The organism is uncultured Sphaerotilus sp., from assembly GCF_963924895.1.
Lineage (GTDB): Bacteria > Pseudomonadota > Gammaproteobacteria > Burkholderiales > Burkholderiaceae_C > Sphaerotilus.
Genome location: NZ_CAWURG010000026.1, coordinates 131,892 through 157,762, shown reverse-complemented (window position 1 = coordinate 157,762; position 25,871 = coordinate 131,892). Strand labels below are relative to the sequence as shown.

General features: G+C 70.5%; 20 protein-coding genes and 1 pseudogene. 12 read left to right on the top strand and 9 right to left on the bottom strand.

Annotation, left to right across the window (positions count from 1 at the left end; translation table 11 throughout):
* The first annotated feature begins 65 nt into the window (after nucleotides 1-65).
* The 3 genes from AABN02_RS11430 to AABN02_RS11420 are packed head-to-tail and all read left to right on the top strand — an operon-like array spanning nucleotide 66 to nucleotide 1,278.
* On the top strand, nucleotides 66-470 hold the full coding sequence (locus AABN02_RS11430) for a hypothetical protein (protein ID WP_338415059.1): 405 nt from the start codon (nucleotides 66-68) through the stop codon (nucleotides 468-470).
* A gap of 5 nt (nucleotides 471-475) precedes the next feature.
* A complete protein-coding gene (locus AABN02_RS11425; RefSeq protein ID WP_338415058.1) occupies nucleotides 476-859 on the top strand; it encodes a hypothetical protein in 384 nt (127 codons plus the stop codon).
* Nucleotides 859-1,278, top strand: a complete 420-nt coding sequence (locus AABN02_RS11420; protein ID WP_338415057.1) for a hypothetical protein — start codon at nucleotides 859-861, stop codon at nucleotides 1,276-1,278. The genes AABN02_RS11425 and AABN02_RS11420 overlap by 1 nt, the downstream gene beginning before the upstream one ends.
* Here AABN02_RS11420 and AABN02_RS11415 read toward each other — a convergent pair.
* From AABN02_RS11415 to AABN02_RS11405, 3 genes are all read right to left on the bottom strand, one after another.
* Nucleotides 1,242-1,952 carry a GGDEF domain-containing protein gene (locus tag AABN02_RS11415; protein WP_338415056.1) on the bottom strand — a complete coding sequence of 237 codons (711 nt, stop codon included), beginning with the start codon at nucleotides 1,950-1,952 and terminating at the stop codon, nucleotides 1,242-1,244. The genes AABN02_RS11420 and AABN02_RS11415 overlap by 37 nt on opposite strands.
* Before the next feature lie 119 nt (nucleotides 1,953-2,071).
* Nucleotides 2,072-4,879 (bottom strand): cation-translocating P-type ATPase, encoded by a 2,808-nt coding sequence (locus tag AABN02_RS11410; RefSeq protein WP_338415055.1) that lies wholly within the window; start codon nucleotides 4,877-4,879, stop codon nucleotides 2,072-2,074.
* A gap of 60 nt (nucleotides 4,880-4,939) precedes the next feature.
* Entirely contained in the window at nucleotides 4,940-5,455 is a 516-nt protein-coding gene (locus AABN02_RS11405) for an FxDxF family PEP-CTERM protein (protein ID WP_338415054.1), read from the bottom strand.
* A 182-nt stretch (nucleotides 5,456-5,637) separates the two neighbouring features.
* On the opposite strand from AABN02_RS11405, the pseudogene AABN02_RS11400 reads away from it, so the two are divergent.
* Together AABN02_RS11400 and AABN02_RS11395 are read left to right on the top strand one after the other, a co-directional pair.
* A pseudogene (locus AABN02_RS11400) lies at nucleotides 5,638-5,826 on the top strand (oleate hydratase); the annotation flags it as partial.
* A 184-nt stretch (nucleotides 5,827-6,010) separates the two neighbouring features.
* Entirely contained in the window at nucleotides 6,011-6,400 is a 390-nt protein-coding gene (locus tag AABN02_RS11395) for an oleate hydratase (RefSeq protein ID WP_338415073.1), read from the top strand.
* Between the two features lie 27 nt (nucleotides 6,401-6,427).
* Here the strand turns inward: AABN02_RS11395 and AABN02_RS11390 are convergent, their stop codons facing one another.
* A complete protein-coding gene (locus tag AABN02_RS11390; RefSeq protein ID WP_338415053.1) occupies nucleotides 6,428-7,330 on the bottom strand; it encodes an ice-binding family protein in 903 nt (300 codons plus the stop codon).
* 230 nt (nucleotides 7,331-7,560) lie between these two features.
* On the opposite strand from AABN02_RS11390, the gene AABN02_RS11385 reads away from it, so the two are divergent.
* From AABN02_RS11385 to AABN02_RS11365, 5 genes are all read left to right on the top strand, one after another.
* Complete coding sequence (locus tag AABN02_RS11385) at nucleotides 7,561-8,283, top strand: Crp/Fnr family transcriptional regulator (RefSeq protein ID WP_338415052.1); 723 nt, start codon at nucleotides 7,561-7,563, stop codon at nucleotides 8,281-8,283.
* A gap of 86 nt (nucleotides 8,284-8,369) precedes the next feature.
* On the top strand, nucleotides 8,370-8,612 hold the full coding sequence (locus AABN02_RS11380; protein WP_338415051.1) for a hypothetical protein: 243 nt from the start codon (nucleotides 8,370-8,372) through the stop codon (nucleotides 8,610-8,612).
* 3 nt (nucleotides 8,613-8,615) lie between these two features.
* Entirely contained in the window at nucleotides 8,616-16,928 is an 8,313-nt protein-coding gene (locus tag AABN02_RS11375; protein WP_338415050.1) for a glucoamylase family protein, read from the top strand.
* A gap of 188 nt (nucleotides 16,929-17,116) precedes the next feature.
* Nucleotides 17,117-17,449 carry a BON domain-containing protein gene (locus tag AABN02_RS11370; protein WP_338415049.1) on the top strand — a complete coding sequence of 111 codons (333 nt, stop codon included), beginning with the start codon at nucleotides 17,117-17,119 and terminating at the stop codon, nucleotides 17,447-17,449.
* A 60-nt stretch (nucleotides 17,450-17,509) separates the two neighbouring features.
* Complete coding sequence (locus tag AABN02_RS11365; RefSeq protein WP_338415048.1) at nucleotides 17,510-17,749, top strand: CsbD family protein; 240 nt, start codon at nucleotides 17,510-17,512, stop codon at nucleotides 17,747-17,749.
* Nucleotide 17,750: 1 nt separating this feature from the next.
* On the opposite strand, the gene AABN02_RS11360 is transcribed toward AABN02_RS11365, so the two are convergent.
* The 5 genes from AABN02_RS11360 to glpD all read right to left on the bottom strand — a co-directional run bounded on the left by AABN02_RS11360 (nucleotide 17,751) and on the right by glpD (nucleotide 23,454).
* The gene (locus AABN02_RS11360; protein ID WP_338415047.1) at nucleotides 17,751-19,019 is read right to left on the bottom strand and encodes a hypothetical protein; all 1,269 of its coding nucleotides are present in this window, start codon (nucleotides 19,017-19,019) and stop codon (nucleotides 17,751-17,753) included.
* Nucleotides 18,989-19,942 carry a 5'-nucleotidase gene (locus AABN02_RS11355; RefSeq protein ID WP_338415046.1) on the bottom strand — a complete coding sequence of 318 codons (954 nt, stop codon included), beginning with the start codon at nucleotides 19,940-19,942 and terminating at the stop codon, nucleotides 18,989-18,991. The genes AABN02_RS11360 and AABN02_RS11355 overlap by 31 nt, the downstream gene beginning before the upstream one ends.
* 29 nt (nucleotides 19,943-19,971) lie before the next feature.
* The gene (locus AABN02_RS11350) at nucleotides 19,972-20,490 is read right to left on the bottom strand and encodes a hypothetical protein (RefSeq protein WP_338415045.1); all 519 of its coding nucleotides are present in this window, start codon (nucleotides 20,488-20,490) and stop codon (nucleotides 19,972-19,974) included.
* A gap of 440 nt (nucleotides 20,491-20,930) precedes the next feature.
* On the bottom strand, nucleotides 20,931-21,905 hold the full coding sequence (locus AABN02_RS11345) for a galactose-1-epimerase (RefSeq protein ID WP_338415044.1): 975 nt from the start codon (nucleotides 21,903-21,905) through the stop codon (nucleotides 20,931-20,933).
* 10 nt (nucleotides 21,906-21,915) lie between these two features.
* Nucleotides 21,916-23,454 (bottom strand): glycerol-3-phosphate dehydrogenase, encoded by a 1,539-nt coding sequence (gene glpD / locus AABN02_RS11340; RefSeq protein WP_338415043.1) that lies wholly within the window; start codon nucleotides 23,452-23,454, stop codon nucleotides 21,916-21,918.
* Nucleotides 23,455-23,598: 144 nt separating this feature from the next.
* Here glpD and AABN02_RS11335 point away from each other — a divergent pair, with 144 nt between their 5' ends.
* Nucleotides 23,599-24,360, top strand: a complete 762-nt coding sequence (locus AABN02_RS11335; protein WP_338415042.1) for a DeoR/GlpR family DNA-binding transcription regulator — start codon at nucleotides 23,599-23,601, stop codon at nucleotides 24,358-24,360.
* Between the two features lie 11 nt (nucleotides 24,361-24,371).
* Complete coding sequence (glpK, locus tag AABN02_RS11330; protein WP_338415041.1) at nucleotides 24,372-25,865, top strand: glycerol kinase GlpK; 1,494 nt, start codon at nucleotides 24,372-24,374, stop codon at nucleotides 25,863-25,865.
* The last annotated feature ends 6 nt before the right edge of the window (nucleotides 25,866-25,871 follow it).

The window sequence follows — 25,871 nt, the reverse complement described above, 5'->3', positions numbered from 1 at the left end:
GGACGCCGATGGCGGCGCCGGACGGGTCGCAGCAAACTCGGTTCAAACAACCCGAAGGATCCCTCATGTTTTCCAGCAACTCTTCCACTGCCCCCGCTTCCGTCGAGGCGACCACCAACCACTTGGCCGACCAGGCCGCCGAGTCGGCCGACCACGCCATCAAGGCCGCGCAGCGTGTCGCCACCGACGCGCTCGACAGTCTGACCGGGGCCATCGAAGCCCTGCGTGCCCAGGCCGAGCCGCTGCTCGATGGTGCCGCCAACCGCGCCAGCTCGATGACGCACCGCGGCCTGAACTCGCTGCATGACAGTTCTGCTGCCCTGCGCAACTCGGCCCGGCACGCCTCCGACAACACGGTCAGCTACATCCGGCACGACCCGGTCAAGTCGATGCTGATCGCGGCCGCCACCGGCGCGGCGCTGATGGGCCTGATCGGCCTGATGCGCGGATCCCACCACCACCGCGACTGACCGCCATGGCCCACGCGCTGCTCCACCTGATCGCCACCCGGCCGCAGTTGCTCGTCGACCACGCACAGGCCTACGCCGAGCTTGCCAACGCGGACCTCGACGTGGTCACTGGCGCCTGGAAGCGCCAGCTGCTGCTGGGGGCGACAGCGCTGTGCAGCGCCGCTGTCGCCACCGTGCTGGCAGGGGTGGCGCTGATGCTGTGGGCGGTGATTCCTGCGGCGCGGATCGAGGCGCCCTGGGCGCTGGTGGCCGCACCGCTGCTGCCGGCCCTGTTGGCGCTGGGGTGTGTGCTGGCGGCCCGTGCGGGCGGTGAACGGCAGGCATTCGCCAACCTGAAGGACCAGCTCCAGGCCGATCTGCAGATGCTGCGCCAGGTGGGGGCCGTGTGATGCACCTGACTCCATCCGACGCGGCAGACCGCCTGGAGCGCTCGCGCAACCACCTGAAACTTGCCCTGCGCGCGGCGGGACACACGCCGTCCAGTGGCACGTCAGGCGCGGCCAGGACCACCGGTGCGGACCTGGCGGCCGACGCCTTGCGGAGCTGGTGGCGCAGCCACCCGCTGCATGTCGGGGGCACCGCGGCGATCGACGTGGCCAATGCGGTGCTGCGCCCGGTGGCGCAGCGCCATCCTGTCGGGCTCATCGCGGGCGCGGTCGTGGTGGGTGGCCTGCTGGCCTGGAGCCGGCCGTGGCGCTGGCTGGTCCGGCCCGGCCTGGTCAGCGGCCTGTGCCAGCAACTGGTGCACGAGGCGGTGGTGCAGGCCTGGCCTCAGGGGCTGGTGTCGAGGTGGTCGAAGAAGACGTAGCCACACTGCTGGCGTTTGGCGCTGTACATCGCGGCGTCGGCGCGCCGCAGCAGCAGCTCGGCGGTGGTCGCATCGTCCGGGCAGATGGTCACGCCGATGCTGGGCCGGACGATGAGCTGCAGCTGGTCGATCACCACGGGCGCCGACACCACCTGGAACAGCGTGCGGGCCAGCCGGTTGAGCTGCTCCCGGTTTTGCAGGCTTGGCAACATGCAGGCAAATTCGTCTCCGCCGAGTCGGCTCATGACGTCTTCGGCGCGCACTGCGCGGCTCAGCCGCGCCGCCACGATCTGGAGCAGCGTGTCGCCGGTGGCGTGTCCATGCGTGTCATTGATGTGCTTGAAACCGTCGAGGTCGAGGTAGAGCACGCCGACGGACTGGGAGCCACCGTGGCGCGCGGCCAGCACGCGGTCGAGCTGGTCGTGAAAATCGCTGCGGTTGGGCAGGCCGGTCAGAGCGTCGTGGCGCGCCATCCGGCGGGCGCGCTGTTCGCCGTCCCGGATGCCGGCGAGTTCGGCACAGGCCGTGGCGCGCTCGTGGCGCAGTGCGGCGTGCAGCTGCTCCAAGGCGGCCGCACATTCCAGCATGACCGCCTGTTGCGATGTGCTGTGGGTGCGCAGTCGGGCCGTGACGGCATCCAGCATGAGATCCCAGTCCTCGGGCGCGATGTCCACGTTCGAGGGACTGGATTGGGCCGACGGCGGGGCGGCCAGTGTCTGGGGGTGTCTCGTTACGGTTTCGGTGCTCGGCATGCTCTGGACTCCCATCAGGTGCCCACTTGTACCGTTTGGGGTCACTGTCGTCTGTGCGCCATCGCACGCCGGATGGCCTTGCGCAGCTCGCTGAACCACAGCACCCCGCTGGCGATCGCCACGCACAGCCCCCACTGCGCCGCCGGCATCGGCACGGTGCCGAAGGCCAGGTTCAGCGCGCCGACCTCCACCACCGCCACCTGCAGCAGCCCGGACAGCAGCACCGCGCCCCACAGCCAGTGGTTGGCGAACAGCCCCCGGAAGGCGCTGGCCGTCTCCGAGCGGGCGTTGAAGCAGTTGAACAGCTGCGTCAGCACCAGCACGGTGAAGCAGGCGGTGCGGGCCTGGGCGAGCGGCTGTGTCCCTTCGACCAGCCCGCCCGGCAGGAACAGGTCCAGCGTGAACAGCGTCAGCAGCGCCATCACGACGCCGATCTCCACCACCCCCGCCCACAGCCGCCCGTCGATCACCCGCTCGGTCGGCTTGCGCGGGCGGCGCGCCATCACGTCCTCGGTGATCGGATCGACGCCCATCGCCAGCGCCGGGCCGGCGTCGGTGATGAGGTTGATCCACAGGATCTGGGTCGCCAGCAGCGGCACGGCCACGGCGCCACCTTCACCGTGCAAGCCGAGCAGTCCCGCGCCGACGATGCCGAGGAACACCGTCAGCACCTCGCCCAGGTTGGACGACAGCAGGTAGCGCAGGAACTTGCGGATGTTGTCCAGCACGCCGCGGCCCTCGCGCACCGCGTGGACGATGGTGGCGAAGTTGTCGTCGGCCAGGATCATGCGGGCCGCGTCCTTGGTGACCTCGGTGCCGGTGCGGCCCATGGCGATGCCGATGTCGGCGGCCTTGAGCGCGGGCGCGTCGTTGACGCCGTCGCCGGTCATCGCCACCACGTTGCCGTCGGCCTGCAGCGCCGCGACGATGCGCAGCTTGTGCCGCGGCGCCACGCGGGCATAGACGCTGGTGCGGCGCACGGCCTCGGCGAGCGCGGGGTCGTCCAGCGCATCGAGGTCGGCGCCGGTCAGCACGGGCGCGCTGGCCTCGACGATGCCGAGATCCGTGGCGATGCGCACCGCGGTGCGCGGGTGGTCGCCAGTGATCATGACGACGCGGATGCCGGCGCCGTGGGCTTCCCGGATCGCCACCGCCGCTTCGGGGCGTGGCGGGTCGATGATGCCGACCGTGCCGACGAAGACGAGGTCGCGCTCCAGCGCCTCGTTCGCGGCGCTGGTGTCTTCGTCCGGCCCGAGCGGGCGGTAGGCGACGGCCAGCGTGCGCAGCGCCGCGTCGGTCAGCGTGCCGACGTCGCGCAGGATGCGCGCGCGCCCGTCCGCGTCCAGCGCCACCATCTCCAGCCCGACCCGCGCCCGGGTGCAGCGCCCGAGCAGCACGTCCGGCGCGCCCTTGGTGATGAGCACGCGCTGGTCACCGTGGTCGTGGTCGCGCGCGATGGTGGACATCATCTTGCGGTCGGAGGTGAAGGGCAGCTCGGCGATGCGCTCGAAGCGCGTGGTGCGGCGCGTGTGCGCGCCCAGCTTGCGCTCGGCAACGAGGAAGGCCGCTTCGGTCGGGTCGCCCTGGATCTCCCAGACGCCTTCTTCCGTCTGGCGCAGGTCGGCGTTGCCCGCCAGGCTGCCGCCGCTGAGCACGGCGGTCTGCTCGTCGCGCAGCGGCCCGGCGGCGAGGGCGGCGCCCTGGTGTTCGACCCGGCCATCCGGCGCGTAGCCGACGCCGGTGACCTGCGTGCTGCCCGAGGCGGTCACCACGCGCACGATGGTCATCTCGGCGCGGGTCAGCGTGCCGGTCTTGTCGGACGCGATCACCGAGGCCGAGCCCAGCGTTTCCACCGCGGCCAGCGTCTTCACGATCGCCTGCCGACCGGCCATGCGCTGCACGCCCATCGCCAGCACCACCGACAGGATCGCCGGCAGGCCCTCCGGCACCACCGCCACCGCCAGCGACACGCCCAGCAGCAGCATGCGCACCAGGTCGGCCGGGGTGTGCGTGGCCGACATCGCCAGCACCGTGCCGACCACGACGAGTGCGATCACCGCCGCCGCCAGCCCGAGCGTGCGGCTGATGCGGGCAATCTCGAGTTGCAGCGGTGTGGGTGCGGCGGTGGTGGCGTCGAGCAGGGTGGCGATGGCGCCCATCTCGGAGTCCATGCCGGTGGCGGTGACCAGCGCCTGGCCGCTGCCCTGCACGATCGCCGTGCCCTTGTAGACCATGCACAGCCGGTCGCCCAGGCTGACCGCTTCGGGCAACGTCGCGGTGTCCTTGAGCACGGATTCGCTCTCGCCGGTGAGCGGCGCTTCCTGCACGTGCAGCGCAGCCGCCGCGACCAACCGCGCGTCGGCGCCCACCGCGTCGCCCTCGGCCAGCACGAGCAGGTCGCCGCGCACCAGATCGGTACTGGGGATGCGCTGGAGCTGGCCGCCGCGCAGCACGGACGAGGTGACCTCGGTCATCCGCGCGAGTGCCGCGACGGCGTGGTCGGCCTTGGCTTCCTGCAACAGGCCCAGCACGGCGTTCAGCACGACGACCAGCCCGATCACGATGGCGTCCAGCGGCCAGCCGTGGCGCCCGTCGAGCGCCCAGACGCCAGCGGCGATGGCCGCCGCCGCGAGCAGCAGCAACACCAGCGGATCGGTGAACTGGCCCAGCGCCCGTTTCCAGAGGCTGGTGCGTCGGGTGGAGCGCAGGGCATTCGGGCCGTCCTGCGCGCGGCGGCGGGTGGCCTCGTCGGCGCTCAGGCCCTGGGCGAGATCGGTGCCCAGCGCCCGTGCCACGGCGTCGGGGCTCAGCAGGGAGGGGTCGTCGAGGTCGGTTCGGGTGGCCTGCATGCCCGCAACGATACCGGCTGCGGCGCGCACGGTCTGTGCGCTGCCGCATGGTTCTGTCGATCAGCGGATGCGGCGGCGGCCGAGGAAGCCCAGCACGCCCAGGCCAGCCAGCATCATCGCCAGCGAGTCGGCTTCGGGCACGGGCGACACGGGCAGCAGGGTCGAGCTGAGTGTGTAGAAGCCACCCAGGCTGCCGGTGCCGGCGCCGGAGACTTCGTAGTAGTAGTCGCCCGCAGTCAGGATGCCAAAGGCGTGCGAGATGCTGCCCGTGACGTCGTTGAACGCGAAGCTGCCGACCGTGGTGTCCACGGCGCCGGCTTCGCGGAACAGCGAGACCTGGCCACCGGTGATGTTCAGTGCGCTGGTCAGGTTGTTCGACACGGCGGTGCTGAACAGGGTCTCCACGGCGGCGAGGCTGAACTGGTAGGTGTCATTGAAACTGCCGACCGGCGTGCGGACCGAAGCGACTTCGAGCGCGTCATGCACACCCCAGTCGGTGGTGGCGGCCTGGGCGTTGAAAGCGAGCGTGCTGGCGATGGCGGCAGTGGCGGCGAGGAGGGTGAAATGGAGTCGCATCGGGTGCTTTCGGTGGGGGTGACAGGGGCAAGAAACCTGATCGTTCCATCGGGCATGGTTGGCGTCTGTGTCCTACCGAACATTGCCATTGACTTCGGGGGGTGGGCGGCTGGCGGGGCTCGACAGGGCCCTTGTGTTGTGCAGCGCACCGACCGGAACCCGTGTCGCCCCTAAGGTTCGACATGCATCCCAAACACGAAAACCAACCCTTTCAGGCCTACCTCATCGGCGGCGGCATCGGCTCGCTGGCCGCGGCGGCCTTCATGGTCCGGGACGGCGGCGTGCCCGGCCGCTGCATCACGATCCTGGAGGCCGCGTCCGTCCTGGGCGGCAGCCTCGACGGCGCCGGCCACCCCGACCACGGCTACTCCCTGCGCGGTGGCCGCATGCTCACCACCGACAACTACGAGTGCACCTGGGGCCTGTTCCGCTCGATTCCGTCGCTGGAGCACGCCGAGCAGACCGTGTACGACGAGACCGTCGCCTTCAACGCGCTGCACCAGGCCAATGCCATGGCGCGGCTGATCGACTGCCGGCGCGCCAAGGTGCCGGTGCATGCCATGGGCTTCTCGCTGCATCACCGACTGCCTGTCGCCGTCGTTTTTCGAGACCGAGTTCTGGTTCCTCTGGTCGACCACCTTCGCCTTCCAGCCCTGGCACAGCGCGGTCGAGTTCCGCCGCTATCTGCACCGCTTCCTGCTGGAGTTCTCGCGCATCGAGACCCTGGCCGGCGTCAAGCGCACGGTCTACAACCAGTACGACTCGCTGGTGCTGCCGCTGCAGCGCTGGCTGGAGGCGCAGGGCGTGCGCCTGGTCACGGACTGCACCGTGACCGACATCGACGTCTACCAGCTGCTGGAGATCGACCTGCCGATTCCGCCGGTGACGCGGCATGACCAGTCGCTGCACGCGCAGTTCGACGCGCTGGTCAAGGCACTGCAGTGACCTGCAGCGCCCATCACCACTGTCTGGTCAGCGCTTGCGCTGCCAGGCCTTCAGCCGGGTCGCGCCCAGACCCGCCAGTCCGGCCAGGAACAGCATCGCCGTTGCCGGTTCCGGCACCGGCGTCACCGGTGCCAGGGGGCCGCCGCTGAAGCCGAGACTGCCCGCATCGACCAGGCCGGTGCCGAAGTTCTGCATCCCGCAGTCGTTCGAGATGGCGTTGTCCACCAGCGTGACCGCGCCGTTCAGGCCGATGGCACGGCCGCAGATGATCTGCGCGCCATCGTTGAGCGTCACGCTGGTCAGCGCGAGCAGGTTGCCGGCGAAGTCGGTGCCGGTGCCCAGCGTCGCGGAGCTGCCGATCTGCCAGTAGATGCCGCTGCCGGCGCCAGCGTTGAGCACGCTGATGAAGGAGTCACTGGCGGTGGTCAGCGTGCTGCCGATCTGGAAGATGAAGTCGCGGTTCGGATCACCTTGGAAATCGAGCACCAGCGTGCCGGTCAGCTGGGCCGAGGTGTTGAAGTGGTAGACCCCGGGCGTCAGCGTGGTGAGTCCGGGCGAGCCCATCACCTGACCGGTCAGGTTGGAATCGAAAGCCTGTGCGGCGAGGGCGTTGTAGGCGGTCGTGGCGTCCGTGAGGGCCAGCTGCGCGACCGCGTCGTTGGCGTGCACGGTCCCGCCGTTGACGTTGACGCCCGAGAACAGACCGGTGATCGAGGCGCCGGGGCTGGTGCCCAGGTCACCAAAGATCTGCGTGGGCAGGTTCGGGGCGCTGTGGGCATCCGTCACTGTGGTGCCGGCGAGCACGGCGAAGCTCTGGGCGGATCCCAGCTCGGGTGCCGCGTGTGCCGGCATGGCCGTGAGCGCGATCACCGCTGCGAGGGCAATGGCCTTCGGGACCAGCTTGAAATGGCGAATGAGAGGGGTATGCATAGCGTGCTTTCGTAGTCACCGGACAGGCCTCCGGTGCGGGCTTGGACTCCTGTGTCTTGTAGAAGCTGTGCCCGCGGCGGTCTGTGCGCCAGCGAACATGGCCCCCCCATCCAAGGGGGGGTGGGGTATGCGTGCTACCGCACAGATCCGCCGCCGGTCCGCGGGCACAGTCTGGCCTTCTCGTCGCCTGTTTCTGCCCATCTCGGGGTATCACCGCACCGGAGTGCCGCATGACCCCTGTCCGGAATCACCTGATCGAATTGCTGCCCGAACTGGATCGCAAGCGCCTGCTGGCCCGCTGCGAACCGGTGCCGCTGGTGCTGGCGCAGGTGCTGTGCGAGCGTGGCGCGCCGCTGGAGCATGTCCATTTCCCGCTCGACAGCTTCATCTCGCTGGTGACCCATCTGGATGGCCACCCGGGTCTGGAGGTCGGCATGATCGGCCGCGAGGGCGTGCTCGGCGCTTCGCTGGCGCTGGGCATGCCGGCGGTGCCGCTGCAGGCGGTGGTGCAGGGTGCCGGCACGGCCTGGCGGGTGAGCACCTGCGATTTCCTGGTGGAGCTGGCCCGCAGCCAGGCCTTGCAGCACTACCTCCACCGCTTTCTGTACGTGCGCATGGCGCAGCTGGCCACCTCGGCGGCCTGCCTGCGTTTTCACCTCATCAAGCCGCGGCTGGCGCGCTGGCTGCTGATGAGCCAGGACCGCGCCCATGCCGACCACTTCCGGGTCACGCACGAGTTCCTGGCCTACATGCTCGGCGTGCGCCGGGTGGGGGTCACCGTGGCGGCCGGCGCGCTGCAGCGCCGCGGTCTGATCCTCTACCACCGGGGCGAGCTGCAGGTGCTGGACCGGGCCGGACTCGAAGCCAGCGCGTGCACCTGCTACGCCACCGACTGCCAGTCTTACACCGACACGCTCGGCGTCCCGTCCTTCGCAGCGCGGCACCTCGTCTGACAGACGGCGGCCGTGGTGCACCGCACCATCGTGCCCTCCCAATCCCCTTTTTCGCGGCACCCCTGGTGCCGCAGCCGGAGCCTTCCATGACCACTCCCTTTCAGTCCGGCCCGCACTGGAGCACCGCCTCGTTCGGTGACACCGCCGACACCTCGCCCATGGAGCTGTCGGCCCAGGGCGACCACCTGGATCTGTGCCAAGGCCTGCGCGGCCGGCTGTTCGCCGCGCGCTGTCGCGCCGAGGTGGTGCACGGCTTCATCGCCTCGCACCTCGTGACCACCGCGCTGGGCGTGATGGCACTGGTGGTGGCTGGCTGGCTGGTCCTCTGAGGCATGGCGCCACAGGAACTTCTGCGCCTGGTCCCGGACGCCTCGTCGGCACTGCAGGACATCCTCGGCGCGTCTTCGGACGCCGTGCAGCCGCCCATCCGCGCGGAGATCTTCGGCCCGCAGCGCTTCGCGCAGCATGGCCGCAGCCTGGCCGAGACGCACCGCGCCGAGCGGGCGACCTCGCACGCGCAGACCTTCTTCCCGCGCCTGCGCAGCAACATCGACGCGCTGCGCCACGCCCACCGCTACATCGGCGTGCAGGCGGCCACCGGCTACGACATCAGCCCCGCCGCCGAGTGGCTGCTCGACAACTTCCACCTGATCGAGGCGCAGCTCAAGGAGATCCACGACGGCCTGCCGCGGCGCTATTTCCGCGCGCTGCCGGTGCTGGTGGACGAGCCGCTGGCCGGCCTGCCGCGCATCTACAGCGTCGCCTGGGCCTTTGTGGCGCACACGGACGGCGCCTTCGACGATGACCTGCTGGTGCAGTTCCTGTGTGCCTACCAGGAGGTGCGGCCGCTCAACCTGAGCGAGCTGTGGGCGCTGCCGACCACGCTGCGCGTGGTGCTGATCGAGAACCTGCGCCGGCTGGCCGAGCGGGTGGCGACCAACAAGGCCGCCCGCGAAGTGGCCAACCTGTGCTGCGACCGCATCGACACCTGCCCGCTGGTGGATCTGGACCGCCTGCTGGAGGTGCTGGTGCGGCGGGGCGTCGGGCCGGTGTTCCTGGCGCAGATGGCGCTGCGGCTGCAGGACCGCTGGGTCGGCGGGGTGACCCCGGCGCAGGCGGCGGTGCTGGACTGGCTGCACAGCGCGCTGCCCGACCTGGCCGCGCTGCAGACCCAGCAGCGCGCCGACCAGGCCGCCGACAACCTGAGCGTGAGCAACGCGGTCACCGCGCTGCGCGCCATCGGGGACGCCGACTGGGCCGACATCGTCTGCCGCACCAGTGCGCTGATGCAGCGCCTGCTGGACTCGCCGGTGTTCGCCGCCGAACAGGCCATCACGCGCGACCAGACGCTGCACGGCATCGAGCTGCTCGCGCGGCGCAGCGGCCTCAGCGAGGTGCAGGTGGCCGACGCACTGCTCGACCAGATGCGCACCGCGACCGGCCCCGAGCAAGCCGCGGCCACGGCGGGACACTGGCTCTTCGACGCCGGCCGGCCGGCGCTGCTGGCGGCCCTCGGGCTGCACGAACGGGCGGCGCAGGTCTGGATGGCGGCGGTGCGCCGGCTGGCGCTGCCGATCTACCTGGGGGTGCTGATGGCGGGCACCCTGGGCTCGATCGCCTGGCTGATGCGGCGCCACGGGGTCGCCGTGCTCAGCGACTGGCACCTGCTCGGCGGCGTGCTAGGGGTCGTGCTGATGCTGTTCCCGGTGTCCGAGGCGGTCGTGGCCGTGCTGCACCGGCTCATCAGCGAGTCCACCCGGCCGCAGCACCTGCCGCGGCTGGCGCTGGCGGAGGGCATTCCGGCCGAACACCGCGTCATGGTGGTGATCCCGGGCATGCTGACCGACGCGGCGGCCACCCGCGCGCTGACGCACCGGCTGCTGCTGCACCACCTGGCCAATCCCGAGCGCCACACCCAGTTTGCGCTGCTGACCGACTGGGCGGACGCCGACACCCAGCACTGCGCGACGGACGCGGCGCTGCTGGACGATGCGGTCCGGCAGGTCCGTGCCCTCAACGCCCGCCATCCCGCCAACAGCGCAGACCACACCGACGCCCCGCGCTTCATCGTGCTGCACCGCGAGCGCCTGTTCAGCCCGACCGAGCAGCGCTGGATCGGCTGGGAGCGCAAGCGCGGCAAGCTGGAGCAGCTGATCGGTGCCATCGCCTCCCCGGTGCCGGGGCAGCCCGCACCCTTCCTCGATCTGGGTGCCGAGTCGGCCATCGCGCCGGACACCCGCTACCTGGTCACGCTTGACAGCGACACCCGCCTGCCCCCTGGCCGGCTGCGCGAGCTGGTCGGCGTGGCCGCCCACCCGCACAACCAGCCGCGCTTCGACGCCACGGGCCGCGCCGTGGTCGCCGGCTACGGCATCCTGCAGCCGCGCATCATGACGCCGCTGCCGGCGCCGACCGACGTCACCGTCTACCACTGGCTGTTTGCCGGCCAGTGCGGCATCGACCCCTACAGCGCCGCCAGCTCCGAGGTCTACCAGGACCTGTTCGGCGAGGGCACCTTCACCGGCAAGGGCCTGCTGAACGTGCAGGCCATGCACGCCGTGCTGGCCGGCCGCCTGCCCGAAGGCCGTGTGCTCAGCCACGACCTGCTCGAAGGCTCGATGGCCCGCTGCGCCGCCGTCACCGACATCGCGCTGGTCGAGGACGCCCCCTTCCACGCCGATGTGGCCGCCTCGCGCGTGCACCGCTGGACACGCGGCGACTGGCAGCTGCTGCCTTTCCTGCTGCAGCCGCGCCGCTACGGGCTGCGCGCGGTGAACGCCTGGAAACTGTTCGACAACCTGCGCCGCTCGCTGGTCACGCCGATGTCGCTGGGGCTGCTGCTGCTCTCGCTGGCCGGGGTGGGCGTGTCACCGTGGGTGGCGCTGGCGCTGGTGCTGGCTGCGTTCGCCGCCGGACCGACCATGGGCGCGGTCGCCGGCTTCCTGCCGGGCCGTGAAGACCTGGCCCGGGGCTACTTTTTCAACGCCGCGGCGCGCGACGTCGGGCGTGCGCTGGGCAGCGGGCTGTATCTGCTGGCGCAACTGCTGCAACAGGCCCTGATGGCGGTGGACGCGATCGTCCGCGCGCTGTACCGCATGCTGGTCAGCCGGCGCCACCTGCTGCAGTGGACCACCGCGGCTGCGGCGCAGGCTGCGGCCTCGGTCGATCTGCGCGTGGTGGCGCGGGGCCATGCCTCGGAGCCGGTCGTGGCGCTGGTGCTGTTCGGCATCCTGCTGGCCGTGGACACGCCGTACCCGGTCTTCTCTGCGGCGCTGTGCCTGCTGTGGGCGTGCTCCCCGCTGACCACCTGGTGGGTGAGCCGGCCCCGTCCGGCCCGCGCGGATGCCGAGCTGCCCCCCGCCGAGCAGGCCCGCCTGGCGTCCATCGCCCGCGACACCTGGCGCCTGTTCGAGCGCGTGATCGGCCCGGAGGACCGGTTCCTTCCGCCCGACAACCTGCAGACCCTGCCGCACGACATGGTCGCGCACCGCACCTCGCCGACCAACATCGGCCTCTACCTGCTCAGCACCGCCTGTGCGCGCGCCTTCGGCTGGATCGGCACGCCCGAGCTGGTGAGCCGGCTCGAAGCCACGCTGGCCACGCTCGCCACGCTGGAGCGCCACCGCGGCCACTTCCTCAACTGGTACGACACGCAGTCCGGCGCGCCGCTGCTGCCGATGTACGTCTCCACCGTCGACAGCGGCAACCTGAGCGGCCACCTGCTCGCGGTCGCCCAAGCCTGTCTGGCGCTGGCCGAGGCGCCGGACCAGGCTGAAACGCCCGACACGGTGCAGCGCCTGCGCGCGCTGGCCGCCGCCTGCGAGCAGCTCGCCTGGGAAGCCGATTTCAGCTTCCTCTACCACCGCAAGCGCCACCTGCTGCACATCGGCTACCGCGTCACCGAGCAGCAGCTCGACGCCGGTTTCTACGACCTGCTGGCCTCCGAGTCCCGCCTGACCAGCCTGCTGGCCATCGCCAAGGGCGACGTACCAGTGGGCCACTGGTCCGCGCTCGGCCGGCCGTTCTACGCGGTGGGCGACCACGCGGGGCTGCGCTCGTGGTCCGGCTCGATGTTCGAGTACCTGATGCCCAGCCTCGTGCTGGACGAGCCGCACGGCAGCGTGCTGCGCGAGGCCTGCCACGCCGCCTTGCGCGAGCAGATCGCCTTCGCGGACGGGCAGGGCGTGCCCTGGGGCATTTCCGAATCGGCCTATGCCGGACGTGACCACACGCTGGCCTACCAGTACGCACCGCAGGGCGTGCCGCGGCTGGCCCTGCGCCGCACGCCGCCGGACGAGCTGGTGATCGCGCCCTACGCCACCGCGCTCGCGGCGCTGATCGCCCCCAAGCGGGCGTCCGCGAACTTCACGGCACTGGAAAAGCTGGGCGCGCGGGGACCGTATGGTTTCCTGGAAGCCCTCGATTTTTCGCCCTCGCGGCAAGGCGACGGCGCGACCTTCACGCCCGTCAGCACCTTCATGGCCCACCACCAGGGCATGACCATCGTCGCGCTGGCCAATGTGCTGCTGGGCGGTGTGGCGCAGCGCTGGGGCATGGCGAATGCGCACATCGAGGCGGTCGAATCGCTGCTGCACGAACGTGCGCCGCGCGAAGTGCCCGTGCTGGAGGCGCCGCCGGCCGGCCCGCCGCTGCAGGCGCTGCAGCGCCGCGCCCCGGGCCTGCTGCGCGAGGTGGTGCCGGGCGTGGCCGGGATCGAGCCGACCCATGTGCTCTCGAACGGCCGCTACAACGTCTCGCTGCGCGCCAACGGCGCCGGCTGGAGCCGCTGGGGCGCAACAGGCATCACCCGCTGGCGCGACGACGCGCTGCGCGACGCCCAAGGCAGCTTCTTCTACCTGCGCTGGGACCGCCAGCCGACGCCGGTGTCCCTCACCCAGCACCCCGCGCCCGACCCCGCCGCCCACTACCACAGCATCTTCCACGCCGACCGGGTCTGCCTGGACGCGCGCTGGACCGAGCTGCAGGCGCACATCACCGTCTGGGTCAGCCCGGAGGACGACATCGAGTTCCGCCAGGTCGAGCTGCACAACCTGAGCGACCGCACGATCGAGGTCGAGCTGCTCTCGGCCTTCGACATCACCCTGTCGGATGCCCGCGCGGACGAGGCGCATCCCGCCTTCACCAACCTCTTCGTGCGCGCCGAATGGCAGGCCTCGCAGCAGGCGCTGATCTTCGCCCGCCAGCCCCGGCTGCCGACCGAGCACGGCCTGCAGGTGGCGCATTTCCTGGCCGACACCGATCCGCAGACCACCGAGGTGCGCCTGCAGACCGACCGCCAGCGCTGGCTCGGCCGCAACCGGGCGGTGGGCGATCCGCTGGCGGAGTTCGATGCCGCGCCGGTCGGCACGGGTGACGAGCGCGTCCGGCTGGACACCGGGCTGGACCCCGTCTGCGCGATGGCCGTGCGGCTGCGGCTGGCGCCCCATTCGGTGTCGCAGCTCACCTTTGCCACCGCCGCGTCCGACAACGGCGGCACGCTGCACGCCGTGATCGACAAGTACCGCCAGCCCAGCCACGTCAAGCGCGCCTCGCTGATGTCGGCCACGCTGACCGGCATCCGGCTGCGCGCGCTGCGCATCAGCCCGGAACACTTTGCGGCGGTGCAGCTGCTGTCCACGGTGCTGCTGTTCAGCGTGACCCGGCCGCCGACGCGGACGGTCGCGCTGGAAGACCTCGGTGTCTGCGACCGGCGCCTGCTCTGGCGCTTCGGGCTGTCGGGCGAGCGGCCGCTGGTGCTGGTCCAGATCGCCACCGTGCAGGACCTGGGGCTGGTGCGTTCGCTGGCGCAGGCGCTGCGGCTGTGGTCCTGGGGCGAGGTGGCCTGCGATCTGGTGGTGGTCAATGCCGAGCCGGCGTCCTACCTGATGCCGGTGCAGCGCGAGATCCACGTGCTGCGCGACCGCCACACCGCCGACAGCGCCGCCGAGCGCCGCGTGCCCGGTGCGCCGAGCACGACGCTGCATGTGCTGAGCACGGAGGAGCTGAGCGCGGACGAGCTGTCCACGCTGAAGACGCTGGCACGGGTGCGCTTCCATGGCGACGGCCGGCCGCTGCTGCACCACGTCCAGGCCTGGAGTGCGTGGCACGAGCAGTCGCTCGCGGCACGGCAGGAGGTCTCGACCGCTGTGCTCGTGGCCAGCGCGGTGCCCGCCCGGGTGGCGACCACCGAGGGGGCGTTCGATCCTGCATCGGGCGACTTCCGCTTTCCGGTCGGTGCGGGCCGGCGGCCGGTGCGGCCGTGGATCAATGTGCTGTCCAACCCCGACTTCGGCACGCAGGTGTCCGAGGCCGGCGGTGGCTACACCTGGGCCGTGAACAGCCGCATGAACCAGCTCACCGCCTGGTCGAACGACCCGGTGGCCGATCCGCAGTCCGAGTGGTTCCTGCTGCAGGACCGCCGCACGCTGGAGGTCTGGAGCGTCACGCCCTCGGCCTGGGGCCTGTCGGGCGATGGTGGCGAGGACGGCGGCGACTACCGCGTCGCGCACGGCCAGGGCCTGAGCGTCGTGCGCCACCGGCGCGGTGACCTGGCGGTGACGGCGGCCTGGTGTGTCGACGCGGACACGGCGGTCAAGCAGGTCCGCCTGCACCTGGTCAACCACGGCTCGCGCACGCTGCAGCTGCGCGTGATCGGCATGGCGGAATGGATGATGGGCGCGAACCGCTCCGACCGCAGCACCGTCCACACCGCGCAGCTCCGCCAGCGCCTGCCCGCCCAGCGGCTCACCGCGCTGCTGGCGACGCAGCGCGAGCGCGCCGGCGGTTTCGGCGGCGGCACCGCCTTCCTGGCGCTGGCCGGCCCGGACACCGACGGCGAGGGCGAAGACTGGACCTGCGACCGGCGCGAGTGCTTCGACGCGCGGGGCCGCCCCGTGCTGCCGGACCACTTCGACCAGCAGCAGGGCATCGGCCTGGATCCCTGCGCCGCCCTGTCGAGCCGGCTGACGCTGGGCGGGGGCGAGCAGGGCGAGCGGGTCTTCCTGCTCGGCTATGCGGACAGCCCCGACGCCGCGCGCCGCATCGCCACCGTTGCCGCCACCAAGTCGGCGGCGCAGCGTGTGGACGAGGTGCGCAAGCGCTGGGACGGGCTGCTCGGTGCCACCACCGTGCAGACCCCCGATCCGCTGTTCGACGCCATGGTGAACCGCTGGCTGCTTTACCAGACGGTGGCCTGCCGCCTGTGGGCCAAGGCGGGCTTCTACCAGGCCGGCGGCGCCACGGGTTTCCGCGACCAGTTGCAGGACGCGATGGCGCTGGCCTGGGCGGCGCCGCAGGTGCTGCGCGACCAGATCGTGCTGTGCGCCTCGCGGCAGTTCGCCGAGGGCGACGTGCAGCACTGGTGGCACGCGCCGCAGGGCGCAGGCGTGCGCACCCATTTCTCCGACGACCTGCTGTGGCTGCCCCACGCCTGCGTCCACTACCTGCACACCACGGGCGACACCGCCTTGCTCGACCAGCCGGTGGCCTTCATCGCCGGCATGCCGATCCCCGAAGGTGCCGAGGACGCCTACTACACCCCCACCAAGAGCGAGGAGCTGGCCTCGGTCTACGAGCACGCGGCCCGCGCCATTGACCGCAGCCTGCCGGTCGGCGCCCACGGCCTGCCGCTGATGGGCAGCGGCGACTGGAACGACGGCATGAACCGCGTCGGCATCGAGGGCCGGGGCGAGTCGGTCTGGCTGGGCTGGTTCCTGTGCAAGCTGGTGGCGGACTTTGCGCCGCTGGCCCGCGCCCGCGGCGACGAGGAACGCGCCCTGCGCTGGGAACACGCCGCCCAGGGCTGGACGCTGGCCCTGCTCGGCCCGGCCTGGGACGGCCACTGGTTCAAGCGCGCCTTCTTCGACGACGGCTCGGCGCTCGGCGCCCAGGCCAACCCCGAGGCGAAGATCGACCTGATCGCGCAGGCCTGGGCGGTGCTGTCGAAGGTGGCGCCACCCACCTGGCAGCATCTGGCGCTGGCGGCAGTGGAAACCCACCTCGTCGACCACGACGCCGGGCTGATCCGCCTGCTCGACCCGCCGCTGGCCAAGGCCGAGCCGAGTGCCGGCTACATCCAGGCCTACCCGCCCGGGGTGCGCGAGAACGGCGGGCAGTACTCCCACGCTGGCGTCTGGGCGCTGATGGCCGAGGCGCAGGCCCAACATCCGCATGCGCTGCGTGCGGAGGCGGATACCGCGTGCGACACGGTCTACCGCTATTTCACCTACCTCAGCCCTGCGCACCGGGCTGCGAATCCGACGTACGGCGCCGTCTACGGCATCGAGCCGTATGTGATGGCGGGCGACGTCTACAGCCAGCCGCCCTATGTCGGGCGGGGCGGCTGGAGCTGGTACACCGGCTCGGCGGCGTGGCTGCACCGGGCGGCGATCGAGTCGATGTTCGGGCTGCAGCTCGACGCGCAGGGGCTGTGCTTCACGCCCTGCCTGCCCACGCACTGGCCGCAGGCCACCCTGACCCTGCGCCGCGAGGGCAGGGTCCTGCGCTTCACGCTGGTGCGCTCCACGGCGGCGCAGGTGGCCCTGGCGCCCGGCGAGCGCCTGCTGCGTCCGGGTGAGCGGCTGCTCTGGGCGGGGCTGGCCGCGGACAGCCGCTGCGTCGTGCCGCTGCTGGCTGACGCGCCGTGAGCGCGCGGTGCGGGCGGTGCCGGCGGTGCTGGTGGGCGTGTCCGGCAGCCGGGGGCGGTGCTGTCCTACACCCGCAGGCGTCCGCCGCCGATGGCCCGCAATCGCTGGGGTTTCTACAGTGTAGTTGTCCGTCCGGTGCGCTGACGCACCGACCCAGACGATTCGAACACCCTCACAGGAGCACTGCCATGACCCGTACCCTGACCCGCCGCTTCACCCTGTCCCTCACCGCCACCGTGGCTGCCATGACGCTGGTACTCGCCTCCGGCTGTGCCGTCACGCGCGGCCAGGAAAGTGTCGGCGCCTATGTCGATGACACGGCGATCACCACCGCGGTCAAGGCCCGCTACGTCGACAACCGCCAGGTCGACGCCAGCAGCATCAGCGTCGAGACGCTCAACGGCACCGTGATGCTGTCCGGCTTCGCCAAGAGCACGACCGAACGCGCGATGGCCGAGTCGCTGGCGATGAAGGTTGGCGGCGTGAAGTCGGTCAAGAACGAAATCGCCGTGCGTCCGTGATCCCCACGGCCGCGATCCAACCCCCGAAACGCTTCACCCTCAACCACTGAAGGAGTTCACATGAACTGGGACCGCATTCAAGGCAACTGGAAGCAAGTCGCCGGCAAGGCCAAGACCCAATGGGGCAAGCTGACCGACGACGACCTCGACGTCGTGGCCGGCCACCGCGAGCAGCTCGCCGGCAAGATCCAGGAACGTTATGGCATCGCCCGCGAAGAGGCTGTCAAGCAAATGGACGCCTGGCAGAGCACGGCGGACGACGCCTGGTTCACGGTCAAGTCGGAAACGCCGCCGCGCTGACTCACAGCGGCAGGCGCGCCCTGAGCGGACAGTGGTCCGACACGGCGAGCAGCGGCTCCGGCCGCTTGTCGTTCGCCTCCAGCGTGCGGCCGAGGAAGCCCAGGGCCACCTTCTCGGCCCCCGGCACCACGCCGCCGCCCGCTGGCAGCCGCACCGTGATGTGGTCCAGCCCGACGGGATTGCGGCAGCCCAGCGCCTTCGCATCGGTCAGGCGTTCCATCTCGGCCGGGTCCAGCACACGGGCCTTGGCGTCCTTGCACAGGGCCGTTGTTTCCGCGTTGAGCGGGCAGGCAGTGTCCAGCGCCGTGAGCAGCGAGGCAGCCGGCACGCCGTCATTCACCTCGCGCCACAGGCTGGTCGAGCGCACCCCCGGCACATGAACCTCCGTCGCCTGACCGCGGCTGCGCACCAGCGTGCCGGCAGGCAGGCTCGCCTCGTGGGCGATGTTGCGGTTGAAGTCGCCGAGCAGTACCACAGCGTCGACACCTTGGCTGCGCTCCTGCAACCAGTTCTCCAGCGGCTGGAGCTGCGACTGCAGCACCGTGCAAGCCGGGTCCTCGCCCGCCAACTGCCCGCGTCCATTGCCGTTGCCTCCGCCTTCGAGCGGCGACACACAGGCGGACTTCAGGTGCACCGTCATGAACCGCGTCACCTTGCCGCCGATGCGCAAGGCCAGTGACAGGCCTGGCCGCGGTTGCTCCTTGACAGGCCGGTCCGGCAGCGCGAGCGGCGCGTACACCTCGCAGGTCCCCACGGCAGATGCCACCTTGCGCCGCCACGCGAAGGCCAGCCGCTGCACCTTGTGCGACGTGAAGCCGCAGACCTCGTAATCGCGCCCGCCGTCGGGCAGCACCTCGCGCACCGCCTGCACGCTGCTGACCTCCTGGAAGGCGATCACGTCGGCGTTCACCTTGGTGGCCAGCACCTCGGCGATCTGCTGGCGGCGCTTGGCCAGCGCGGCCTCGGTGACGGCCACCGGCTTGTGGCGGCTCTGCCAGACATCGCAGGGCGGCAGCTGGCCGATGTCCCACTCGATCTTGGCATTGCGGCCCCAGCGCAGCTGCCAGCCGGTTTTCGGGCCGTTCGGGTCCGGGCGCCACAGCTCGCCGGCCCCGGCTTTCGAGAAACGCTGCCCGCAGGCGGCGATCCAGCGCGTGGCGAGCGGCGCATCCAGGTGCCAGCCCAGGTTCCAGGTGGCGACGGTGACGTCGGTGGCCGATGCGGCGCTGGCCGCCAGCGTCAGGGCAAGGGAGAGGAAGTGTCGTTGCATGGGCGCGATTGTGCGTCCGTCGATCCGCCCGCATAGGGCACGATCCCGGACGGTACCCGCACCGACGCCGGCTGCACATGCGCGTCCTGGTCGTCGAAGAACATCTGCGCACCGAAGGCCGCGAGCACCTGGTCCTTCGACGCACCCCCCATGAAGAAGGCCTCGTCCACATCGACCTGCCAGTCGCGCAGCGTGTGGATGACGCGGGCGTGCGCCGGGCTGCTGCGCGCGGTGACGATGGCGATGCGCACCGGGCAGGGCGCGCCGCGGCTGCGGAACTCCTGCTGCAGCGCCGACAGCCGCAGCAGCAGCTTGGCGAACGGCCCCTCCGCCATCGCGCGGCGGCGGTTGGCCTGCTCGTGCGCGGCGAAGGCGTCCAGGCCCTGCGTCTTGTAGATGTGCTCCGACTCGGGCGAGAACAGCACCGCGTCGCCATCGAAGGCGATGCGGATCTGGCCCTCGGGTGCCCGGAACGTGGCGGGCGGGTCGTAGAGCAGGGCCGCCGCCACGCCGTGGTCGATCGCCTCCTGCACATCGCCGCGGTTGCGCGACAGGAACAGGTCCACCTCGAAGGCCTTCAGGTACTCCACCAGCGAGCGCGCCCCGCCCGTGAACGCCGCGCGCGTGATGTCCAGCCCGTGCGCCTCGATCGCGTTGAAGGCGCGCAGGCCCGTGTCCGGCGAGTTGCGCGAGACGACCACCACCTCGATGCGCCGCTCCGGCAGCAGCGGGTTCAGCCCGAGCAGCGCCTGCACCAGCGGGAAGGCGGTGCCGGGGCGCAGCGGCTCGTTCTCGTGGGCGCGCTGGTAGCTGCAGAACGCCGCCACGCCCTGTTCGTCATAGAGCCGGTTCTCGTGCTCCAGGTCGAACAGGGCGCGGGAGCTGATGCCGATGACGAGCTTGTCGGTGAGGGAGTAGGGCATGGGGGGACTTTGCCCGTTCAGGCATCACCCTAGCGGTTCGGTTCGGTCCGATCGAAAGCGCCGAGGCTTCTGTAGAGGAACAGCATCGACCGGTGCAGGCTGCGCAGGCCCTGCTTGCGCTGATGGTTCAGCGGGCGGGTGTGCTGCGCAGCCAAGCGGGCCATGGTGCGCACCCATTTCACAACCACTCTGCGCATGGGTTGCGCTGCCGTTTGTAAAAGCGTGCATTTCTCCGCGGTGCAGGTCAACTGCCCAGCGAGTTGTTCGGCCATCCGCTCGGATATCTCGATACGCGAAATGCGGACAAAGCCCCGAGACGCGCTGCTCAAAGTCAGCCAGAGGGTCTCGGTGCCGGCCATGCGCTCGACCAGCCAGGTGTCGGGGCAGCAACCATGCCGCTCGCATGTCAGAACTTGAGCAAGCCGCAAAGCGTCCAACGCGTCCATGTCGACAGACGCCGAATGATCTGAACCGCTGCGCAAGCTCAGCAATACACGCTCCTTGCCCAGACAGACCACTTCCACGCTCAAACCAGAATCTTCTTGCATTTTTTTCACCTCGATCGACCCATGAATCGGAGCCTTCCCCCACTCGTCGGCTTCTGCAAGGACTGACTTAAATCCAATGGGATGCACGCCTGCTGATTTGGCCGATCAGAGAGGTGCTCCAGCCGCTACGTAAGACTATTCCTGACCACCCATTCGTGGGGTAGTGGCGCAATCCCTGATGACGGTCACGGTGTCGCTTTGACGCAAATAATCCGTGGAACGACTCGGTATTGGCTGCCGAAATCGAGTCTGTTACAGCGCGCTCAGTTTAATCTGAAGAAAAAGACCATAAAGGCCTTGCTGTTCTGTGAAATCAGGCCTATCGCAAGGGTGCAGTCGAGTTTGAATTTGGAAAATTCGGTACTGCTTGGATTTTTGTAAAGTGATCGATTTTCGCGCTATCCTATTGACAAATCGATTCGAATTTGGATTTTCCAGATTCAACGGCTGCACCAAGACCATTCGATCCGATCCGTACCTGTCTGGCCGAGTTCTAGCCAACACGTCCGCTGCGGCCACTCTGGATGGTTCGGACTATCCGCCAACCACCCCGGCTCCATCGCCACGCCGGCATTGCGCACCTTCGGCGCACCATCGCGTCCCGGTTCGCCGCCCAGGTGCCCACCGGTGTAGACCTGCAGCGCCGGCATTGAGGTGGTCAGCGTCATCGCGAGCCGGCCGTCCGACGAGGTCAGCACCGCGGCGGCAGGTGCCCCCGCATCAAGCAGCCAGCCGTGGTCGTAGTCTCCGCCGATCGCTCGCCCGGTCCGGAAATCGAATGCCGTCCCTTCGACCGGATGCGGCCCGTCGACAGGCAGCAGCTCGGCATCGACGGGCAGGTACTGCCCCGCAGCGAGCTGCAGCGTGTGGCCGAGCACGCTACCCGGCTGTGCGTCGAGGTTGAAGTAGGCGTGCTGCGTCGGCGCGACCGGGCAGGGCGCGTCCACCGTGGCGCGGATCTCCATGGACATCGCCATCGCGTCGGTCAGCGTGTAGGTGACGTCCAGGTGCAGCGCGCCGGGGAAGCCCTGGTCGCCCGCGGGACTGTCGAGCGAGAAGGTGACCGCGGTGTCGCTCTGCTGCGTGACCTGCCAGCGGCGGTGGCTGAAGCCGTCCGGGCCGCCGTGGAGCTGGTGGCGCGAGCCGGCCGGGTGTGGCGCGAGCGCGTGGGTGACGCCGTCGCGCTGCAGTTGTGCGTGGGCGATGCGGTTGGCATAGCGGCCCACGGTGGCGCCGAGGTAGCCGCCACGGGTGCCGTGGTCCTCGGGCGCCGGGTGGCCGATCAGCACCTCGCGGGGCGCTTCGCCAGGCACCGGCACACGACAGGACAGCCAGGTGGCGCCCCAGTCCATGAAGGTGACTTCGAGGCCGCCGGGGCGGGCGAGTCGGATGAACTGGGGGTGGTCGAACGGCATGGACTGCAGTCTAGCGGCCCATCCAGCGGCGCACCTGTTCGCGCTGCGCCGCGGTGTAGTGCAGCCCGAGCTTGCTGCGCCGCCAGAGCACGTCGTCGGCACAGGTGGCCCATTCGGTGGCTTGCAGGAAGCGCAGTTCCGCCTCGTGCAGGCCGGGCGCGATCTCGGCGCCGAGGCCGGCGAGCGCGTCCACGCCCTGCAGCAGTTCGTCGATCCGGCTGCCGTAGGCGCGTGCCAGACGGCGGGCGAGCGTTGCGGGCAACCACGGATGGCGCTGCTGGACTTGCGCCAGGAAGCGCTCGAAATCGGTGTCCGGCCGCTGCGCCGGGCCGATCCAGGCCGAGAAGTCGCCGCCGGGCAGCGTGCGGCCGGCGGTCCAGGGCGCACGCGGATCGCCGAGCATCTGGCCGACCTTGTGCGCCGCGTCCGCGGCCAGCTTGCGGAAGGTGGTGATCTTGCCGCCCCACACGCTCAGCAGCGGCGCGGCGTCGGTGTTCGTCTCCAGCAGGTAGTCGCGCGTCACGGCGGACGGATCGCCCGAGGCATCGTCCAGCAGCGGACGCACGCCCGAGTAGCTCCACACCACGTCGGCGGGCTTGACCGGGCGGGTGAAGTAGCGGCTGGCCTGTTCGCACAGGTAGGCGATCTCGTCGGCGTCGATGCGGGCGCTGTGCGGGTCGCCGTGGATTTCCTGGTCGGTGGTGCCGATCAGCGTGAACTCGCCTTCGTAGGGGATGGCGAAGATGATGCGCTTGTCGGGGTTCTGGAAGATGTAGGCGTGGTCGTGCTCGAAGCAGCGGGGCACGATGATGTGGCTGCCCTTGACCAGGCGCAGGCTGCGGGTGGCGAGCGCCTCGCCGCGGGCGGACTGGGCCTGCTGGCGCAGGAACGTTTCCGCCCATGGCCCGGCGGCGTTGACCAGGGCGCGGGCCTGCACGGTGTGCGTGTGGCCGTCGCCGGATTGCAGCGTCGCGCGCCAGCCCTCGGCGCTGCGCACGGCGGCGGTGCAGCGGGTGCGGGTGAGGATGTGGGCGCCCTGGGCCTGCGCGTCGAGTGCGTTCAGCACCACCAGCCGCGCATCGTCCACCCAGCCGTCCGAGTAGACGAAGCCGCGGGTGTAGCCCGTCTTCAGCGGTGCGCCGGTCGGGTGCGTGCGCAGATCGACGCCACGCGAGCCGGGCAGCACTTCGCGCCGCGCCAGGTGGTCGTAGAGGAACAGTCCGAGCCGGATCAGCCAGGCGGGGCGCATCGACGGGTCGTGCGGCATCACGAAGCGCAGCGGCCACATGATGTGCGGGGCGCTTTTCAGCAGCACCTCGCGCTCCTGCAAGGCTTTGCGCACCAGCGAAAACTCGTGGTACTCCAGATAACGCAGCCCGCCGTGGATGAGCTTGGTGGACGAGGACGAGGTGTGCGAGGCCAGGTCGTCCTGCTCGGCCAGGACCACGCGCCAGCCGCGCCCGGCCAGATCGCGGGCAATCCCGGCGCCGTTGATGCCGCCGCCCACGATGAGCACGTCGCAGTTCTGGCTGATGTCGCTGGCCGTCATGGATGGGGAGGGGATGCAGTTCGTTTGTGTGTTTTGGCGGTTCGTTTTTGATCGCCTTTTTTCGTTTTAACCGCAGACACCCCGTCTGCGTATGAGTAGTTACCCGGTTTGTGTTCGTTTTGAGCCTGTGTAGGCTGCGCTCCCATGACGCCGAATCCCCGACAGTCCGATCTTCTCGAAGCCGTTCGCCTGGGCGGCTCGATCACCGTCGAGGCGCTGGCCGAGCGCTTCGGGGTGACGCTGCAGACGGTGCGTCGCGATGTGAAGCTGCTCGCCGAGGCCGGGCTGGTGGCGCGCTTCCACGGCGGCGTGCGCCTGCCCGGCTCCACCACCGAGAACCTGGCCTACCGCCAGCGCGAGGCGCTCAACGCCGAAGGCAAGCAGCGCATCGCCCGCGCCGTGGCCCGCGCCGTGCCGGAGGGCTGCTCGCTGCTGCTCAACATCGGCACGACCACCGAGGCCGTGGCGCGCGAGTTGCTCCAGCACCGCGGCCTGCGTGTCATCACCAACAACCTGAACGTCGCCAGCATCCTCTGCGACAACCCGGACTGCGAGGTGATCGTGGCCGGCGGTGTCGTGCGCCCACGCGACCATGGCGTGATCGGCGAGGCGGCGGTCGATTTCATCCGCCAGTTCAAGGTCGACATCGGCCTGATCGGCATTTCCGGCATCGAGGCCGATGGCACGCTGCGCGACTTCGACTACCGCGAGGTGACGGTGGCGCGGGCCATCATTGCCCAGTCGCGCGAAGTCTGGCTCGCGGCCGACCACGTCAAGTTCAACCGCCCGGCGATGGTCGAAGTGGCCCGTTTCGCCGACCTCGACCGGCTCTACACCGACAGCGCGCCGCCCGAGCCGTTTCCCGCCCTGCTGGCCGAGGCCGGCGTCCAGTGCGAGATCGCCTGAAGGACTTGCCCATGCCCTATCTGCTTGCCCTCGACCAGGGCACCTCCAGCTCCCGCAGCATCGTCTTCGACGAGACCGGCCGCATCGTCGCCCAGGCCCAGCGCGAGTTCCGCCAGATCTTCCCGCAGCCGGGCTGGGTGGAGCACGACCCGGACGAACTCTGGACCTCCCAGCTCGCCACCGCCCGCGAGGCGCTGGCGTTGGCCGGTCTGAAGGCCACCGACATCGCCGCCATCGGCATCACCAACCAGCGCGAGACCACGCTGCTGTGGAACCGCCGCACCGGCCGCCCGCTGCACAACGCCATCGTCTGGCAGGACCGCCGCACCGAGCCACTCTGCGCCCGCCTGCGCGAAGAGGGCCACGCCGACGAGATCCGCGCCAGCACCGGGCTGGTGATCGACCCCTACTTCTCCGGCACCAAGCTGCGCTGGCTGCTCGACCACGTGCCCGGCGCGCATCTGGCCGCGGCGCAGGGCGAGCTGGCCTTCGGCACGGTCGACACCTGGCTGCTGTGGCAGCTCACCGGCGGGCGGGTGCACGCGACCGACGTGAGCAACGCGGCGCGCACGATGCTGTTCGACATCCGCCACAACCAGTGGGACCGCCACCTGCTCGGCCTGCTGCACATCCCGGAGAGCGTGCTGCCGCAGGTGCTGCCGTCCAGCCACGTCTTCGGCGAGACCGATCCGGACCTGTTCGGCGCGCCGATCCCGGTCGCCGGCATCGCGGGTGACCAGCAGAGCGCGCTGTTCGGGCAGGCGTGTTTCACGGCGGGGCTGGCCAAGAACACCTACGGCACCGGCTGCTTCCTGCTGATGCACACCGGCACGCAGCACCCGACCTCGCACAACGGCCTGCTCACGACCAGTGCGGCGCAGACCGGCCCGACGCCGGAGTTCGCGCTCGAAGGCAGCGTCTTCATCGGCGGTGCGGTGGTGCAGTGGCTGCGCGACGGGCTGAACGCGATCCGCGGCAGCGGCGAGGTGCAGGGGCTGGCCGAGAGCGTGCCGGACGCGGGCGGCGTGATGTTCGTGCCGGCCTTCACCGGTCTGGGCGCGCCGTACTGGCAGCCCGACGCGCGCGGCGCCATCGTCGGCCTGTCCCGCGGCACGACGGTCGCACACATCGCCCGCGCCGCGCTGGAGAGCATCGCCTTCCAGAGCACCGCGCTGCTGCAGGCGATGAGCCGCGACGCGGTGACCAACGGCGGCGCGGCGGTCACCGAGCTGCGCGTGGACGGCGGGGCCTGTGTCAACAACCTGCTGATGCAGTTCCAGGCCGACCTGCTCGGCATCCCGGTCGTGCGTCCGCAGGTGACGGAGACGACGGCGCTGGGGGCGGCCTACCTCGCCGGGCTGGCCACGGGTGTCTGGCGCAGCCGCGAGGAGCTGTCGGCGCAGTGGCGGGTGGAGCGGCGCTTCCTGCCAACGATGCCGCGCGATCGGGCCGAATCGCTGATGGCGCAGTGGGAGCGCGCCGTGCGGCAGACGCTGGCGGCCTGAGGCTCG

Bases quoted from the DNA above. Each gene is read 5' to 3' on its own strand.
- AABN02_RS11430 (WP_338415059.1), top strand. From the start codon at position 66: ATGTTTTCCAGCAACTCTTCCACTGCCCCCGCTTCCGTCGAGGCGACC.
- AABN02_RS11425 (WP_338415058.1), top strand. From the start codon at position 476: ATGGCCCACGCGCTGCTCCACCTGATCGCCACCCGGCCGCAGTTGCTC.
- AABN02_RS11420 (WP_338415057.1), top strand. From the start codon at position 859: ATGCACCTGACTCCATCCGACGCGGCAGACCGCCTGGAGCGCTCGCGC.
- AABN02_RS11410 (WP_338415055.1), bottom strand. From the start codon at position 4,879: ATGCAGGCCACCCGAACCGACCTCGACGACCCCTCCCTGCTGAGCCCC.
- AABN02_RS11405 (WP_338415054.1), bottom strand. From the start codon at position 5,455: ATGCGACTCCATTTCACCCTCCTCGCCGCCACTGCCGCCATCGCCAGC.
- AABN02_RS11395 (WP_338415073.1), top strand. From the start codon at position 6,011: ATGCCATGGGCTTCTCGCTGCATCACCGACTGCCTGTCGCCGTCGTTT.
- AABN02_RS11390 (WP_338415053.1), bottom strand. From the start codon at position 7,330: ATGCATACCCCTCTCATTCGCCATTTCAAGCTGGTCCCGAAGGCCATT.
- AABN02_RS11385 (WP_338415052.1), top strand. From the start codon at position 7,561: ATGACCCCTGTCCGGAATCACCTGATCGAATTGCTGCCCGAACTGGAT.
- AABN02_RS11380 (WP_338415051.1), top strand. From the start codon at position 8,370: ATGACCACTCCCTTTCAGTCCGGCCCGCACTGGAGCACCGCCTCGTTC.
- AABN02_RS11375 (WP_338415050.1), top strand. From the start codon at position 8,616: ATGGCGCCACAGGAACTTCTGCGCCTGGTCCCGGACGCCTCGTCGGCA.
- AABN02_RS11370 (WP_338415049.1), top strand. From the start codon at position 17,117: ATGACCCGTACCCTGACCCGCCGCTTCACCCTGTCCCTCACCGCCACC.
- AABN02_RS11365 (WP_338415048.1), top strand. From the start codon at position 17,510: ATGAACTGGGACCGCATTCAAGGCAACTGGAAGCAAGTCGCCGGCAAG.
- AABN02_RS11360 (WP_338415047.1), bottom strand. From the start codon at position 19,019: ATGCAACGACACTTCCTCTCCCTTGCCCTGACGCTGGCGGCCAGCGCC.
- AABN02_RS11355 (WP_338415046.1), bottom strand. From the start codon at position 19,942: ATGCCCTACTCCCTCACCGACAAGCTCGTCATCGGCATCAGCTCCCGC.
- AABN02_RS11350 (WP_338415045.1), bottom strand. From the start codon at position 20,490: ATGCAAGAAGATTCTGGTTTGAGCGTGGAAGTGGTCTGTCTGGGCAAG.
- AABN02_RS11345 (WP_338415044.1), bottom strand. From the start codon at position 21,905: ATGCCGTTCGACCACCCCCAGTTCATCCGACTCGCCCGCCCCGGCGGC.
- glpD (WP_338415043.1), bottom strand. From the start codon at position 23,454: ATGACGGCCAGCGACATCAGCCAGAACTGCGACGTGCTCATCGTGGGC.
- AABN02_RS11335 (WP_338415042.1), top strand. From the start codon at position 23,599: ATGACGCCGAATCCCCGACAGTCCGATCTTCTCGAAGCCGTTCGCCTG.
- glpK (WP_338415041.1), top strand. From the start codon at position 24,372: ATGCCCTATCTGCTTGCCCTCGACCAGGGCACCTCCAGCTCCCGCAGC.